The organism is Providencia sp. PROV236 (assembly GCF_033676985.1).
GTDB classification, from domain to species: Bacteria; Pseudomonadota; Gammaproteobacteria; order Enterobacterales; family Enterobacteriaceae; genus Providencia; species Providencia manganoxydans.
Genome location: NZ_CP096297.1, coordinates 1819480 through 1835106 on the forward strand (window position 1 = coordinate 1819480; position 15627 = coordinate 1835106).

The 15627-nt window shown below is 40.5% G+C and carries 13 protein-coding genes; 4 read left to right on the top strand and 9 right to left on the bottom strand.

All coding sequences use genetic code 11. The features are described 5' to 3' along the window. Nucleotides 1–9: 9 nt before the first annotated feature. Both M1E96_RS07920 and M1E96_RS07925 read left to right on the top strand, forming a co-directional pair. A complete protein-coding gene (locus M1E96_RS07920) occupies nucleotides 10–1611 on the top strand; it encodes a 5-oxoprolinase/urea amidolyase family protein (protein WP_319066574.1) in 1602 nt (533 codons plus the stop codon). Continuing rightward, entirely contained in the window at nucleotides 1598–3340 is a 1743-nt protein-coding gene (locus tag M1E96_RS07925; RefSeq protein ID WP_319066572.1) for a biotin carboxylase N-terminal domain-containing protein, read from the top strand. The genes M1E96_RS07920 and M1E96_RS07925 overlap by 14 nt, the downstream gene beginning before the upstream one ends. A gap of 75 nt (nucleotides 3341–3415) precedes the next feature. On the opposite strand, the gene M1E96_RS07930 is transcribed toward M1E96_RS07925, so the two are convergent. Beyond that, nucleotides 3416–3685, bottom strand: a complete 270-nt coding sequence (locus M1E96_RS07930; RefSeq protein ID WP_070929290.1) for a hypothetical protein — start codon at nucleotides 3683–3685, stop codon at nucleotides 3416–3418. A 753-nt stretch (nucleotides 3686–4438) separates the two neighbouring features. On the opposite strand from M1E96_RS07930, the gene M1E96_RS07935 reads away from it, so the two are divergent. After that, nucleotides 4439–4981 carry a DUF924 family protein gene (locus M1E96_RS07935; RefSeq protein WP_070929291.1) on the top strand — a complete coding sequence of 181 codons (543 nt, stop codon included), beginning with the start codon at nucleotides 4439–4441 and terminating at the stop codon, nucleotides 4979–4981. Between the two features lie 86 nt (nucleotides 4982–5067). Here M1E96_RS07935 and M1E96_RS07940 read toward each other — a convergent pair whose 3' ends face one another. The 4 genes from M1E96_RS07940 to M1E96_RS07955 all read right to left on the bottom strand — a co-directional run bounded on the left by M1E96_RS07940 (nucleotide 5068) and on the right by M1E96_RS07955 (nucleotide 10465). Then, nucleotides 5068–5844 carry a DmsC/YnfH family molybdoenzyme membrane anchor subunit gene (locus M1E96_RS07940; RefSeq protein ID WP_283125291.1) on the bottom strand — a complete coding sequence of 259 codons (777 nt, stop codon included), beginning with the start codon at nucleotides 5842–5844 and terminating at the stop codon, nucleotides 5068–5070. Between the two features lies 1 nt (nucleotide 5845). Continuing rightward, nucleotides 5846–6463 (bottom strand): DMSO/selenate family reductase complex B subunit, encoded by a 618-nt coding sequence (locus M1E96_RS07945; RefSeq protein WP_008910766.1) that lies wholly within the window; start codon nucleotides 6461–6463, stop codon nucleotides 5846–5848. Between the two features lie 11 nt (nucleotides 6464–6474). Further along, a complete protein-coding gene (locus tag M1E96_RS07950; protein WP_369427455.1) occupies nucleotides 6475–8910 on the bottom strand; it encodes a DMSO/selenate family reductase complex A subunit in 2436 nt (811 codons plus the stop codon). A gap of 289 nt (nucleotides 8911–9199) precedes the next feature. Then, complete coding sequence (locus M1E96_RS07955; protein ID WP_070927857.1) at nucleotides 9200–10465, bottom strand: mechanosensitive ion channel family protein; 1266 nt, start codon at nucleotides 10463–10465, stop codon at nucleotides 9200–9202. A gap of 437 nt (nucleotides 10466–10902) precedes the next feature. Here M1E96_RS07955 and M1E96_RS07960 point away from each other — a divergent pair, with 437 nt between their 5' ends. Further along, a complete protein-coding gene (locus tag M1E96_RS07960; protein WP_337979920.1) occupies nucleotides 10903–11415 on the top strand; it encodes an anti-virulence regulator CigR family protein in 513 nt (170 codons plus the stop codon). A 479-nt stretch (nucleotides 11416–11894) separates the two neighbouring features. Here the strand turns inward: M1E96_RS07960 and M1E96_RS07965 are convergent, their stop codons facing one another. From M1E96_RS07965 to M1E96_RS07980, 4 genes are all read right to left on the bottom strand, one after another. Then, nucleotides 11895–12470, bottom strand: a complete 576-nt coding sequence (locus M1E96_RS07965) for a DUF308 domain-containing protein (RefSeq protein WP_140178523.1) — start codon at nucleotides 12468–12470, stop codon at nucleotides 11895–11897. A 376-nt stretch (nucleotides 12471–12846) separates the two neighbouring features. Then, nucleotides 12847–13428, bottom strand: coding sequence for a cysteine hydrolase family protein (locus M1E96_RS07970; protein ID WP_140178520.1), 582 nt, complete (start codon nucleotides 13426–13428; stop codon nucleotides 12847–12849). A gap of 88 nt (nucleotides 13429–13516) precedes the next feature. Beyond that, entirely contained in the window at nucleotides 13517–14878 is a 1362-nt protein-coding gene (locus M1E96_RS07975; protein ID WP_272579989.1) for an ATP-binding protein, read from the bottom strand. After that, nucleotides 14868–15545 carry a response regulator gene (locus M1E96_RS07980; protein WP_070927867.1) on the bottom strand — a complete coding sequence of 226 codons (678 nt, stop codon included), beginning with the start codon at nucleotides 15543–15545 and terminating at the stop codon, nucleotides 14868–14870. The genes M1E96_RS07975 and M1E96_RS07980 overlap by 11 nt, the downstream gene beginning before the upstream one ends. Nucleotides 15546–15627: the final 82 nt, after the last annotated feature.

The window sequence follows — 15627 nt, forward strand, 5'->3', positions numbered from 1 at the left end:
GAGGGGCTAATGCGATTTTTACCTGTCAATTTAAGTGCTTTCATGATTGAGCTACAAAGTCTTGAAGAGACAATGGCCTTGACTGATTTATTGCGTAACATGTCACAACAGTTAGCAATTGAAGAAATTATACCGGCTGCTCGTACTGTCTTGGTTCGTTTTAATCCGTTAACAACAGAGGTAAATTGGTTAGTTAGCAAAATATCACAACTGGATGTAGCTACTGCGGATTTGAAGCTGGGTCAATTAGTCACGATCCCCGTTCATTATAATGGGGAAGATTTAGGCGATGTTGCGCAACACCTCGGAATTTCTGTTAAAGAAGTGATCGAAAGACATACAGAAAATGAATATCAGGTGGCTTTTTGTGGTTTTGCCCCCGGTTTTGCTTATATGGTTTCGCAACATGCGCAGCTAAATGTCCCTCGTCGCTCATCACCACGGATCCGTATTCCTGCTGGCTCTGTGGCTTTGGCGGGGGAGTTTAGTAGTGTTTACCCACAAGCAAGTCCGGGTGGTTGGCAGTTGATTGGGATCACTGAAACGGCAGTGTGGGATTTGCAACGCACTGAGCCTGCGTTACTCAAACCGGGCTATCGCGTTAATTATGTTGATGCGGCTAAAACGAGGGTGACACATAGTTTACCACGCACTCAGATATTCGATAGCAACACGGCTGCGAAAGATCTGACGATCATTGCTACTGGATTACAAACATTACTGCAAGATTTTGGACGTAAAGGGCAATCCGAACTGGGGATTTCAGAATCGGGGGCTATGGATAAAAGCGCTTTACGCGCCGCTAACCGTATAGTGGGTAATGCTATCGATGAAGCTGCATTAGAAATTACGCAAGGTGGCTTTAAGGCTCAAGCGAATAAATCTTTGCTGGTGGCAGTAACTGGTGCCAGTTGTGAGGTTGAAATAATGACAGCTGATAACATTAAGTACATTGCATCACAGTATCAGCCTATCCATTTAGCTCAAGGAGACACTATTCGTCTTGGCAAAGCCAGCGCAGGAGTGCGTAGTTATTTGGCTATACGGGGCGGAATTGACGTTGCTCCTATATTAGGTAGCCGTTCATTTGACACATTAGCACAGGTTGGTCCATCGCCATTGGTTAATGGACAAACGTTAGCAGTGAAATTAGTGCAGCTACAAACGGCGCTTGCGTTAAATGAGACACCTAGTTTGGCTTATCCAACCGCAGATGATGTGGTGACTCTTGATATTATTTTAGGACCGCGTACGGATTGGTTCACTTCACAAGCCATTCAAGTATTAACTTCACAATTATGGCAAGTCACTGCGGATTCTAACCGTATCGGGTTAAGGCTTCTGGGGGACACTGCGATTGAACGAGAAAAACATCAAGAATTACCGAGTGAAGGAACCTGTATTGGTGCTATTCAGATCCCAGCAAATGGTCAGCCTGTTTTGTTCTTAAATGATCATCCTTTAACCGGCGGCTACCCAGTGATCGGTGCGGTTTGTGAATACCATTTAGATTTGGCGGGGCAAATACCCGTTAATGCCAAAATACAGTTTAACCCAATTAGAGCTTTTAAAGAGAGCGAAGGGAGCCGTGACGCTTATGCCTATAATTAATAACAATACCCAACATAAAGTGTTGATCGCGAACCGTGGTGAAATAGCGGTGCGTATTATCCGTGCCTGCCGTGATATCGGTTTTGGTTCTGTAGCGGTTTATGCAGACATGGACATGAGTGCACTGCATGTTCAAATGGCGGATGAAGCTTATGGACTATCAGGTAATACACCAGCAGATAGCTATTTGGATATGCAAAAGCTGATTAATATTGCCAAAAAATCAGGTGCGACAATGGTCCACCCAGGCTATGGATTTCTATCTGAGCGAGCTGAATTTGCCCGAGAGGTTAAAAAAGCAGGGTTAATTTGGATAGGGCCAAATCCAGAAACGATCGAAGTATTAGGCGATAAAGTTAAGGCACGTCAACTTGCCATGCAGGTAGGTGCACCACTCGTCTCGGGAACGAAAGAGCCGGTTAAGAATGCACAAGAAGTCGTCGAATTTGCTCATGAAAATGGTTTACCCATTGCAATCAAAGCCGCATTTGGTGGTGGTGGCCGTGGCCTAAAAGTGGCATGGCAAATGGAGGAAGTGGAAGAGCTATACCATTCAGCAGTTCGTGAAGCGACCGCAGCGTTTGGTCGTGGTGAATGTTTCCTTGAACAGTTTTTACATAACCCTCGCCACATCGAAGCGCAAGTTATTGCAGATCAACATGGTCATGTAGTTGTTGTGGGGACGCGTGATTGTTCATTGCAGCGCCGTAATCAAAAATTAGTCGAAGAATCCCCCGCACCATTTTTATCCGAACAGTTGCAACAGCAGATCATTAAAGCTTCCGTGGATATCTGTACTAAAGCCAATTATGTCGGCGCAGGTACGGTAGAGTTCTTATTAAGCCAAGATGGTAAATTATCATTTCTTGAGGTCAATACACGTTTGCAAGTAGAGCATCCAGTCACAGAAGAAACGGCAGGTATTGATTTAGTCCTTGAGCAACTGCGAATTGCTCAAGGGCTGCCATTAAGCATGACTGAAACACCAAAACCGAGAGGGCATGCATTTGAGTTCCGCATTAATGCGGAAGATGCAGGCAATGGTTTCTTACCGACACCGGGCACAATTTTGCGTTTTGATGCTCCTACAGGGCCGGGTGTCCGCTTAGATAGTGGTGTTGTTTCAGGATCAGTAATACCGGGTACATTTGACTCATTGATGGCAAAACTGATTGTTGTAGGTCATAGTCGTGAGCAGGCTATTCAACGGGCTCGCCGTGCGTTGGCGGAATTCGAGATTGAGGGTGTCGCGTCGGTACTACCATTCCATCGTGCTGTTATGCAACACGCTGACTTCTGTGAACAATTCAAAGTGCATACTCGCTGGATTGAAACAGAATTTAAGGCTGATATTGCGCCGGCGAAACGTCAATTACCTCAAAACAATAGTGAGTTGACACGTACCTTTATTGAAATTGACGGTAAACGCTGCGAGTTAGGATTGCCAGTACAGTTGTTAGCCGGTTTATCATTATCATCTTCTGAACCCGTGACAACCACAGCCAATAATGAACATCAGGAACATGTGGTTAATGCGCCTATTTCAGGAGTGTTATTTAACTGGCTGGTGGCTGACGGTAATCAGGTATCACAAGGTGAAGTGATTGGGGTGATGGAGGCGATGAAGATGGAAGTACAAGTTATGGCGCATCGAGCGGGTACACTCAGATATATTGCACGCAAAGGCGATTACATTGATGCAGAAAATAAGATTGCTGAAATTTGCTAAGTCGTCGAAATAGTGGTGATTTTACTTTCTTCTAGGGGCTTTTAAAGTTGTAAAAACAACGCCCCTAAAGTGAGATTAACGTGATTTGCGCTCAGGGAGCGAGCGTAATGGCGGATTAGGTGCAGGAACGCTGTGATGATCGTCTTTTTTTATCTCTTCACTATCACGATAGACTTCACCGCACATAAAATAGAGGTTGGGTCTTTTAGACTCAAGGTAGGATTTACGCGTTATACATTGTTGTTCTGTAAAAATGGACTCAGTGACGGGAAGTGCATCACAGGCATCAGTGCCACAAGGGCTAACCCACAATGCCCACCCAATGAGTACCATATGTCCTGCCATTCAAACTGCTCCTTCAACACATATATACTCGTCATACTTCAAGATGCCGGGTTGTTGATTGCGCTATGCTCGCCGAGTCACATAGTTCATCTATGCTCCCCATCTATCTTCGCTTGTCGCCTACCTGCATCTCGAATTATTTAGAGTATAAAGCCAAATATTAGGTCAAACACTGAGCTGTAGGTAATATACTAGTAATACGTCAACTTGCAGCGTTATCGATTATGTTCCCATTTGTACTAGTTATATCGTTCTCTATGCTTCTAGCGATTTGTTCACTTGCTACCGAGAGCTGTGCTCTCAATTCGTTAGAGTATCGGACGAATTGACAGTTGATAAATTCAGTTATTTGGTGATACCAAACTAGCCTTATTAAGATGAGTAAAGAATACACTTAATGGCTACGGAATAAATCTTATCATTGGATTCATCAAATGTATGTAATGGCGTGAAAATTCATTATAAATTGGCATTAAATACCAAATCAACAGATAGCAGCATTAATTAATGGTTATTGAACATCAAATATAATCAATCAGTTTATAATTAATAATGGAAGTGTTTAAAGAATAAATGATCACTTGTTGATTAATATGCGTGCATCGATACTCGAATATTTTGGAACTGGTTCGCAAAAATACAAAATATTTCTCTAATTATTGTTGTTTTAAGAGATAGCTCATGACAATGATTAACGGTTTTATTTACGATAAAAAATAACTTATCACTAACAAACTTAGGTATCTAACAACAATGAATACCATGGAAAACGTTTTGACATTTTGGTTTGAGGAGTCAACACCAAAACAGTGGTTTGAAAAAAGCACAAAATTTGATGCAGTGATTACACAACGCTTTGCTGGCGTTTTGGATCGGGCTGCAAAAGGGGAGTTGGCATATTGGCGAATTTCGATTCGTGGTCGATTGGCAGAAATTATTGTACTCGATCAGTTCTCACGTAATATTTGGCGTGATACACCTAAAGCTTTTGCTCAAGACCAAATGGCATTAGTACTGGCTCAAGAAGCAATTAAACAGCCTGATTATAACTTATTGTCGTTGTCACAACGTAAATTTGTTTTGATGCCTTTTATGCATTCCGAATCCAGTTTTATTCATCAACAAGCGGTGGAGCTATTTCGCGGTTTAGGGGATGATAATACCTTGAATTATGAAATGCAGCATAAGGCAATTATTGATCGTTTTGGTCGTTATCCACATCGTAATGAGATAGTTGGACGTTTATCGACTAAAGAGGAGATCGCATTTCTCCAACAACCCAATTCGTCTTTTTAAGAGTAAATAGGTGAATCAATGGGGTATCTACAGTAAAGAGCCTGCAACAGCAGGCTCTTTGGTTTAACATGAAATTAAAAGAGGGGTTACATGGTGATTTGCCACAAATTATAGAAGGCAATACGGCCTGCTAGTTCAGCAAGTAGTACTGCGGCGGCACAAGTGGCTAAAGTGGCTTTTGGCGCACGTTGTTTTAATGCCATGCCGACAAAACCTGCTAATGCAATAACCAAAACAACGACTTGGAATCCCCAAAAACCAGTTTGTTCTGCACTTAGGGCCGGTCCACTTTCAGAAAGAAATGCTTGATATCCCGCACGGCTAGCGAAAATAACCACAGCACCAATTAAGAAAGAAGCAATCCCCAAACCACGAGCACCAATAGCAATTGCTAAAGCACCACCACCAACTAACATCGTCATCCACATCTGGAGTGTTGTGTAACCGGTGTTCCAATTAGCAATTGAGGCAATATTATAAACTTGTGGAATTGACCAAACAAAAGCCACACCAGTTACTACGGTAGCAATATTGGCTAGCTCACGCAGTAGTGGTTTTTTATAAAATAGAGTAAAGAACAGTGTCGCTGCTGCACAACCAACAAATATACCGCTCAAAAATGCTTCGTTACTCATTGGTGAGCGACCAACACCGAGCAGCATATTGAAGAAACGTAATGGCTGCCCAACGTGTAGGCCACCAATACCTAAACCAATCACAACGACAATGAAGGCTAGGATATTGGCATTTTTCAATTGTTTTTCATCAATTGAACCCATTTTTTTGCTTAGATAAGCCAGCAAAAATAAACCCGCAGCGGACTGACCCAGCACGGTGAAAAAAACGAGTGGTAGTTCATGCATTTTACACCTCCGCAGGGTTTTTCAGTTCGCCACTTTTATCGCCAGATGGTTTCGCATCTTTATGTGGCTTGATGACAATATTAGGGTTTGTGATACTCGGGTCTGGCATTGGAGCAATACCACACTCAGTGCCATGCAATTCACGTAGCACATTAATATCATCAAAATCTAATGCACGTTGTGGGCATGATTCAACACAGACGGGTTTCATGCCTTTGGCTACACGTTCATAACAGCCATCACATTTGCTCATCAATTTTTTCTTTTCATCGTACTGCGGTGCACCATATGGACAGCGTAACTCACAGTAACGACAGCCTACGCATACAGATTGGTCAACCACCACAAGGCCATCTTCCGCGCGTTTGTGCATGGCACCTGTCGGGCAGCCTTCAACGCAAGTGGGATTTGAACAATGGTTACAAGAGATCGACAAATAGTAGCTATACACATTTTGCTGCCAAATACCGTCTTGTTTTTGCCAACTCCCCCCACCAAACTCATAAACTCGGCGGAATTTAGGGCCTAAATCGAGATCTTTTTCATCCTTACAACTGACCTGACATGTTTTACAGCCAGTACATTTTGTGGAGTCAAAATAAAAGCCATACTGTTTCATAAATTAACTCCTTAAGCGCGTTTCACTTCAACAAGGTTTGTATGTTGTGGTGTTCCTTTTGCCAATGGGGAAGGAACTTGTGAGGTGAGGGTGTTGATACAGCCACCTGTATCTAATCCTGCTGTGTCTAATGTACGCCATGCGCCTTGTGGCACAGCGATCACCCCCGGTAATACGCGCTCAGTAACTTTAACTTGGATCTGAATACGACCACGGTCATTGAAAATCTCTGCAATATCACCGTTATTTAAACCACGCTCTTGAGCATCAACTGGGTTGAGCCAAAACTGATGCGGGATCGCCTCTCGTAGCATCTCAACGTTAAAATAACTTGAGTGAACGTGACCTTTATCGTGGAAACCTGTCATTAACAGAGGGAATTTTTGCTGACTACGTTGCTGTTCAACACCTTCTTTGTTGACACAGTATTCAGGAATAGCAGGGATACGCTGTCCTTCTGGTAGCTCCCAGTTTTTTACGCGTTCAGCTAATTGTTCTGAATAGATTTCGATTTTGCCTGATGGCGTTTTGAGTGGGTTTGCCACAGGGTCATCACGAAAATCTTTTAGTGCAATATATTTTGAGGTGTCAGCAAATTGACGATCAATAATGCCTCCGCCATTAGTTTCGCTAAACTCAGGTAAATGCGGCATTTTTTCACGCGTTTTGTTGTAGCAAAACTCAATCCACTCTTCATAGCTACGACCTTCGGTGAATTGATCTTTAACTCCCATTTTTTCAGCAATTTCAGCTAAGACATCGTAGTTAGGGCGGTTTTCCCACAGAGGCTCTATTGCATTTTGTAAGCGCACGAGATAGTGATAAGCACCACTCGCATAAGAGTTATTGATAAGGTCGTTAGTTTCAACCGGGGTTACGTCTGGTAATAATAGGTCAGCGTATTGTGCTGATGGAGTATTATGATTATCCCAGACTAAAATAAACTCACATTTTGATTCATCAGAAAGGATTTCATGGGTTTTATTCAAGTCAGCGTGTTGGTTACCAATGACGTTACTGGAATAGCACCACATAAACTTAATATCGTTATTCAGTTTATCGGCACCTTTAATACCCCCATTTTCAGCGGTCAGTTCTTTACCGCGAACAATCGCTTCAGTCCACATAAATGAAGGTAAGGTTGCCTTAACGGGGTTTGGTAAGCCGAAACCTGCAACAGGGTAAGCGACACTGTTGCCCCAAAGACCCGTGTTGGTACCAGGACGACCAATATTACCGGACATGATAGGGAGCATCATGATAGAACGACATGCTTGCTCACCATTTTCTGTACGCTGTAGCCCCCAACCTTGTGAAATCCATGCATGATTGGAGTTACCAATTTCGCGAGCGAGTTGAATAATGCGTGATACAGAAATACCGGTGAGTTGACTTGCCCATTCAGGCGTTTTCGCTATGCCATCAGGTCCATTACCTAAAATATAATCTTTATAAGAGGCATTGCGTGGTGCGGAAGCAGGTAGCGTGCTTTCATCCCAACCAACACAGTAATCTTTCAAGAAAGCTTCATCAGTTAAGCCTTCTTGGATCATCACATAACCTAATGCAGCCACTAATGCGGCGTCAGTTCCCGGATAAATAGGGATCCACTCTGCACCAAGTGTCGTGACACTGTCTGTACGACGAGGGTCAATAATGATCACTTTTGCTTTACTCTTATCGAGCGCATTTAAAGTCTCATAAAATTGACCACCACCTGACATACGCGTTTCTGCAAGGTTATGACCAAACATCACCACGAGATCAGAGTTTTGAATTTCAGATAATAATGATTCTTCAACACTACCGTACACATAAGGGGTGATTTCCATTAATTGTGCATAGGAATAGGTGCCGTAGTCACCGAGAAAACCACCGGTTAGGCTAAGCAGACGTTTACAAGCGGCGCGTCCGTGTAGGTTAGCTCCTGTTGAGCCTGTACCATATTGATAATAAATAGCATCGCTACCGTATTTATCTATCGTATATTTGAGTTTTTCGGCGATGATAGTGGTGGCTTCATCCCAACTGATCTTTTTGAATTTACCTTCGCCACGTTTACCCACACGTACCATCGGATATTTTAATCTGTCAGGATTGTATGTTTTCCAGCGTACTGAACGACCACGCAAACATGGACGAATTTGATGTTCGCCTAAAGTAGAATCGTCATACATGGTTTCGTTGGAAATTCGGCTGATAACGCCATCTTTTACATGAACTTTTAGTGGGCAGCGACTACCACAGTTCACTAAACAGGCGCTATAACTGATTTTCTCACTGATTTCATCAGGCATGATTTCTGGTGTTTTTGCTTGAGCAGCAAAAGGGAGACTGATTGAGCCCGCGACCGCTGCTGCGGTTGCAACTGTTGCGGAGGCTTGAATAAATTCGCGCCTGCTCAACTCTCCTAAATGAGTATTTTTAGTAGTTTTATGCATTGACATTGCCTATATGTAAAGATCGATATCACTTTCTTACTTTTCATGTTAAAAAAAGTCGCGAATAAGTAACATGACCTACATCAACAATATCCCTGATAAATGAAAGACTATTGATTATTATCGCTTTAATTTATAAAGAGTTTTTGGGTGATTAGACTGAATAGTCACATTTAAATTATCTATCGTTATATCATTAAATATATAGAGGAGGGCATTAAAGGCAGGAAAAGAGGGGTTTCCCCCTCTGTAGATATACTACTTAAGTTGTAATTATATAAGCTAAACTAACTAATTACTGGTGAGTATCGGATAGTGAAACTTGTTGACCGATAGCCCGCATATCAGTACCTGTTGGTGACTGATGAACACGTAAATCAAACTGTGGCAATATCGAAAAGATATGGTCAAAAATATCTGATTGGATCCGTTCGTATTCTACCCATGCCGTTGTGTTAGTGAAGGCGTAAATTTCAATCGGTAAACCATTGGAATCTGACTCAAGTTGCCTAACCATAATCGTCATTCCTTTATGTATATTTGGATGTGACTTCATATAGGCTTCAACATAGGCACGGAATGTCCCTATATTGGTGAGTCTGCGTTGATTAAGTGGCGTCGCTTTATCTTCAGGGATAGCAGAGTTGAATACGCTGATCTCAGAGATTTTATTATCCATATAAGGTTCAAGCAGATTGGCTTTTTCTAAAGAAGCGATCTCTTCTTGCCCAAGGAAATGGATACTGGTGGTATCTAGACGAACACTGCGTTTAATACGGCGACCACCTGATTCCGTCATTCCTTTCCAGTTTTTAAACGAATCAGAAATTAACGCGTAGGTAGGTATGGTTGTAACCGTATTATCCCAGTTCTGCACTTTAACGGTAGTTAAACCGATATCAACAACCGCGCCATCTGCACCATATTTCGGCATTTCTAGCCAATCACCAATATTAACCATATTGTTGGCGGACAGTTGAACCCCCGCAACCAGCCCCATGATTGGGTCCTTAAACACCAACATCATGACGGCGGTCATTGCACCTAAACCGCTGAGTAAAATCAGAGGGGATTTACCAATCAGCAATGCAATGATCATAATCGCAACCAGTACTGTTGCAATCAGTTTGACACTTTGAAAAATACCACGTAATGGCAAGTGAGCTGTTTTCGCTGCACGTTGTAATACGCTATGCAATATATCGAGAACAGAGTAAAAAGTTAGCAAACCGAAAAGCATACACCAAGCTTGCGAAGCAACAGTTAAAATCTGTTGAGGAGTAGAGCCTGCATGCAACCACAATACCGCTTGGATATTAACCACAACACCTTGAATAACAAAGGCGATTCGGTTAAATAAGCTAAATTGAGTTAATTGGCGTTGCCAACCTTGGCCTTTTTTCTGACCTTGCTTTTCTATGCGAGGTAAAATGATTTTATGTAAGATGAAATGCAAGATCAGCGCGACGACGATGATCAAACCTAGCACCATGAGAAGTGAAGCAATATCGGCATAATCTTGATTGAACTGGCGTACCCAGTCTAGCAGTTGCTGCTGCATGTTTTCTCCTTCTAATTGACATCAAATAGACTCGTCATAGTTCAAGTTGAAGCAGTCAATAGATGTACAAATCGCTGAGTTTTCTAGCGCTCCTAGCGATCATCATTTAGCGTTTAGCTACACCTCGAATTATTTAGAGTAGATGTATTAAGTGTTTAATGCGATAACCTACTGAGAAACAATAACATAAATTTAATAACACTTCATTGTTTATGGTTAAAAAAACTAAGGTAGTTAAAAATAAAAGTTAAAAATAAGCAAAAATAGATAAATATAAGTTATAAATAAATAGATATATCATCAGGCAGGATATTATAAATAGCGTGGCCTTATCAAGTCCAAATTTACTTATAATTACGTATTATGGGATAAATTCCGATTGTTGAAAGTTGTCAGCCCGACTAATTTAAGCGCAATGAGTCGCGGGAGACGTAATCATGAAACAAACAGCAATTAGCAAGTATTTACTTTCTGCTCTACTAATGATGAGTAGCGGGCTATTACCTTATACTGCACAAGCTGATCCAAAAGGTCATCATGGTGAAGGAAATGGGCGTCAGAAAAATTATTATGAGAACTCACACAACCATAAACACAATGAGCGCGGCAAAAAGCATCATGAAAAGAGATATTACCCAAATGAAGTTATCGTTGTTCAGCAACCAGTATCACCGGGATTTAATATTAATTTAAATTTTGGTTCAGTAAGACCAATAGCAGTTGATTATGGTATGACAGGCTATTCACGTTTACCTCCGGGGATTGCAAAACAGGTTATTGTGGGAAGACCTTTTCCACCCGGTATTGCTAAGCGACGTTTACCAAGGCATTTTGAATCACGTCTACCTGTTTATGATGGTTATGAATGGCGTATGAGTGGCCGTGATTTGGTGCTAATGGCGATAGGGACCGCAGTGGTTGTGAAAGTGATTGAGGACGTTTTTGAATAAAAAAACAGCCTTAAAGTCATTTAAGGCTGTATTGCAAAAAATGCAGATACTCATCATAACTGAAGTTAATTTGAGTCAAAAAACGCTAAAGATGAGGTAATAGGAAAACGTGGTCTTACATAAAACGTTTTGCAAGTAATTCAATGACTTCTTGAACATTGCTAATAAATTCTTTGATGGTATTCATGGAAGCTCCAAATGTTAGATTGTGATCTAGATCACTTGAGAGCATTCTAACTTTTAGAAGTGTAAAGTCAAGCATGTGGCTAAATAATTTTTTAATATTTAAAAATTATTTGATGGCAAGTGGGTGAGATTAAAATACCACTTGCCATCAATATACTCTTTCAGGCCGCTGACAAACGTATTCGGTTTGTCGGCGGTCTTGAAATAAACGAGGAAAATCAATTTATTGATTTTCGACTGGTCACACGGAGCGGGAAAAAACTCGTTTTTATCCCACTTCGTCAATGACTACATTATTTGGCGTTTTTCTTGAGTGCACCCGCTAGCAAGAATAGGTTAAAAGAGCTAAATAGTAACTCGATCCCGATAAATAATGTTAATAGGGTAATTGATGTTTGAGCGTTACCGCTAAGTAGCATGTAGGCAATGATAAAGTCTAAGATACCGATCAATATATTCATCATCCCCGCCGCTGAGCTAAATAACTTAGCACCAACAAAGAGACGGATTACCCCACCGATAATAAATAACACAGCTACAAATACCGCAAGAAATAGCAAACTCTGTAGTGGATCAGTAATAAACGCATAACCTAAGATAAGATAGGCAATACCTGCGATTAAGCTAAAAAATACTGAAACATTGGCATACAGGCGGTTGAAAACAATATTCAAAATTACGGCAACGCCACTGATTAATAACATGACACCAATTAACGAGCTAAAAGCGATACCTGATACGATGGGATTAGTAATACAAACTACGCCCCCGACTAACAATAGCAAGGCAACTAGATAAATAATGGTTCTATGGCCCTTTAACTGTGATTCGGCAAGATTTTTGAGTTGGTTCTGATTGAGATTAAGCATAATAAATTACTCCCTTACATCAAATAAAGAGTGATTGAATAGGGTGATTAGAATTAATGCTAAAAATATAGACCATTAGTAGGTAATTCAATAACTATTTCACAAAATTAATAAAAAATACCTATTGCTAATACTCGCTGTTATCGTTAAACATGACTAATTGAATCAATAAATGGCGCATCTGTAGAATTATTGCTCTAGTTTAGAGTTTTATCTGTTGGGATTTGAACTGATTTGCGAAGGAAACCAAAATTCATGGTCAGTTTAAGATAGAGATAGATAGTTAATGTTTTTTGATTTAAATGGATAACTCAATTGTAGGAAAGCCAGAAGTATTAACTCACTGGCTTTGAGAAAGGAATATAAAGTTTGAAGGCTATTTAATCTTCCCTTGCAAAAATTCTGATAGTGAAGATATTGTGGCCATTCCTTGGAGTGCTTGTAAGCTTTGTTGATGTAATTCAAGGGTTGCTGCGGCACAAAGTTCATCAATGACAGTTACTTGATAACCGAGGTCATGAGCCAAGCGGGCGCTACTCTGAATTGCCATTAATGTACTCACTCCTCCAAACAAGATGTGGTTAATATTATTTTCCTTTAACCAATGATCTAATTTATTGCCTGTAAAGGCACTAACACCTTTTTTTATCATAATCAGATCACGTAACTGGACATCTAATTCGTTGACCCATTGACAACCTACACTACTGAGTTTTAATGCCCCCAATGCTTTTGCGCGATTAAACATTGGCGAGCCAGCAGGGATATCATGATAATCATCCGCGAAGCCAACTTTGACCCAAATAATAGGAATATCGTTCTCGCGGGCATAAGCAGCTGCTTGATTAGATTTTTCAATCACATTACGTTCTTGAGTTTGTTGATAGCTGGTATTTGATAAACCATTTTTACCGACTATTTCTTCAATCAAGTCAATAATAATCAGAGCTTGTGACATGTGTTTTCCTTCAGTGAATACTTATTATCTAAATTTTAATCACCCAATGTGTAGGTATATCAACGTAGAAACATAAAGTATATCAACATTAAGGTAAATCAATAATGAAACCCACACCTTTTTTCTCTAAGCCGTCGGTTACACGGATCACCGCATTAATTTTGGTTGCTAAATTTTGTACGATTGAAAGTCCAAGTCCACTACCAATTTCGGTTGTTCCAGGTACTCGATAAAAACGAGAGAAAATAAGTTGGCGACTTTCATCGGGTATTCCTCGTCCATTGTCCTGTACTGTGATCGTGGCTCCAAAAGGGGTTAAGTCCTTAATGGTTATTTTGATTTTACCTTTTTTATCACTATATTTAATCGCATTTTCTAGCAAATTAGTAAAAATGGTGCTTAAGGCTAGTTTATCGGTGGTAATTAGAACACTATTGGGACTTTGTAACTCAATATCAATGTTCTGGTTAATTGCATGTGGTACATGTAATGAGGTGATATGGGAAATTAATGCGGGTAAGTCGATGAGCTCTTTGTTTAAGGGAAAATCTTCAGCTTCTAAGCGTGCTAAATCAATCAGCTGGTGGGACAATGATGCTGCGTGATTTAATGTCGCCTGCATATCTTTAATAATTTCTTCTTTTTCTTTTATATTTTGTATTTGCATGAGCAAATGGAGTTGAGCAATAACCGCGGCAATCGGAGTTCTTAACTCATGGGCAGCATCAGCCATAAAGCGTTTTTCACGTTGATTCGCAGAATCAACACGAGACATTAAATTATTAATTGCTGTAATAATAGGGCGAATTTCTTTGTATTGTTCTTTTACTGCTATTGGCGTTAGGTTACCGGGCTGACGGCTGGAAATAATGGTTGCCGCTTGCCTTAATGGCCGTAAGCTAAAATAAGCTGTAACAATGATGGCAATCAGCATAAGACCTAAAATAAATAATAAGGGAATGGCTGTCCCTTCAGCCGGACTGCCGATTATCGATTTGCGATCAAAATAGGATTCACCTAAGATCACTTGGATAGTGTGTGTATTATTCCATGCAACAGTGAAATGCCATTCAGGGTATTGTTTTTTTAAATGTTCGAATGTCGTTTCAGCTGAAATATTAATCTCATCACTATTACGATAAAGGACATCACTTTTGCTATTGCGAACGACCACGAAAGGTTTATAAGATACCTCTAATCCATTCTCCATCGCATCGGTATACATTTTTTGTAATGAGGTAGCGATTTGGTCAAAATATTCAGGATTGTTAGATACCGCACCTAGCGTATCCGCAAAACCCTGAGTCACTATTTTTTGTTGGCGATTAAAGTCATCGTCAATATCCGGTAGATAGAAAAATTGTAGCCAGCCAACAAATAGCGCCCACAATAAAACGACAGAGCTTATCTGTAAGAAAAAAGTATAGATAAAAAAGGATTTAACTTTCACTTGGTTGCGCTTCTTTTTTGAGTAAATAACCAATACCGCGGATCGTGATAATGCGGTCTTTACCTATTTTACGGCGTAAATTATGAATATGGACTTCGAGAGAATTGCTTTCAACTTTATCATCTAGCCCAAATAAGCGTTGTTCGAGATCGGCCTTACGCACCACATTATCGGCATTTTTTACCAATTCATATAATAATTGATATTCTTTACCTGAAAGTAATAGTAATTGCTCATTCAGTGATACTTGATGGTTTAATGGGTTTAGTTGGAGGTTATCCAGTTGCCAAATTTCAGAGGAAAACCCAGCCATACGGCGGCTGACTGCTTTGACTCGAGAAATCAACTCAGGCATTGCAAATGGTTTAGTTAAAAAATCATCCGCACCGGAATCTAGGCTAGTTACCAAATTATCCATTTGATTACGAGCGGTTAGGATAATAATTGGAATTGACTGGCCCGAATTTCTCCAGGCGATTAATGCTTCATTGCCATCACCGTCAGGTAAGCCTAAATCTAATAACATCAAGTCGAAATTACGTGTATTTAATTGATGTTTTGCGTCAGAAAGTAATCGAACCCATAGCGGGTTAAAGCCAGCCAACTCTAAACCACGGCATAGCGCTTTGCCTAGTTGAAGATCATCTTCAACTAATAAGATATTCATTTTATCACCTCTATAGACCTAGAGCGCGGTATCAATAGGTAGTCATTTATTAACGATTATAATCGTCATGTTTTAATTTGTC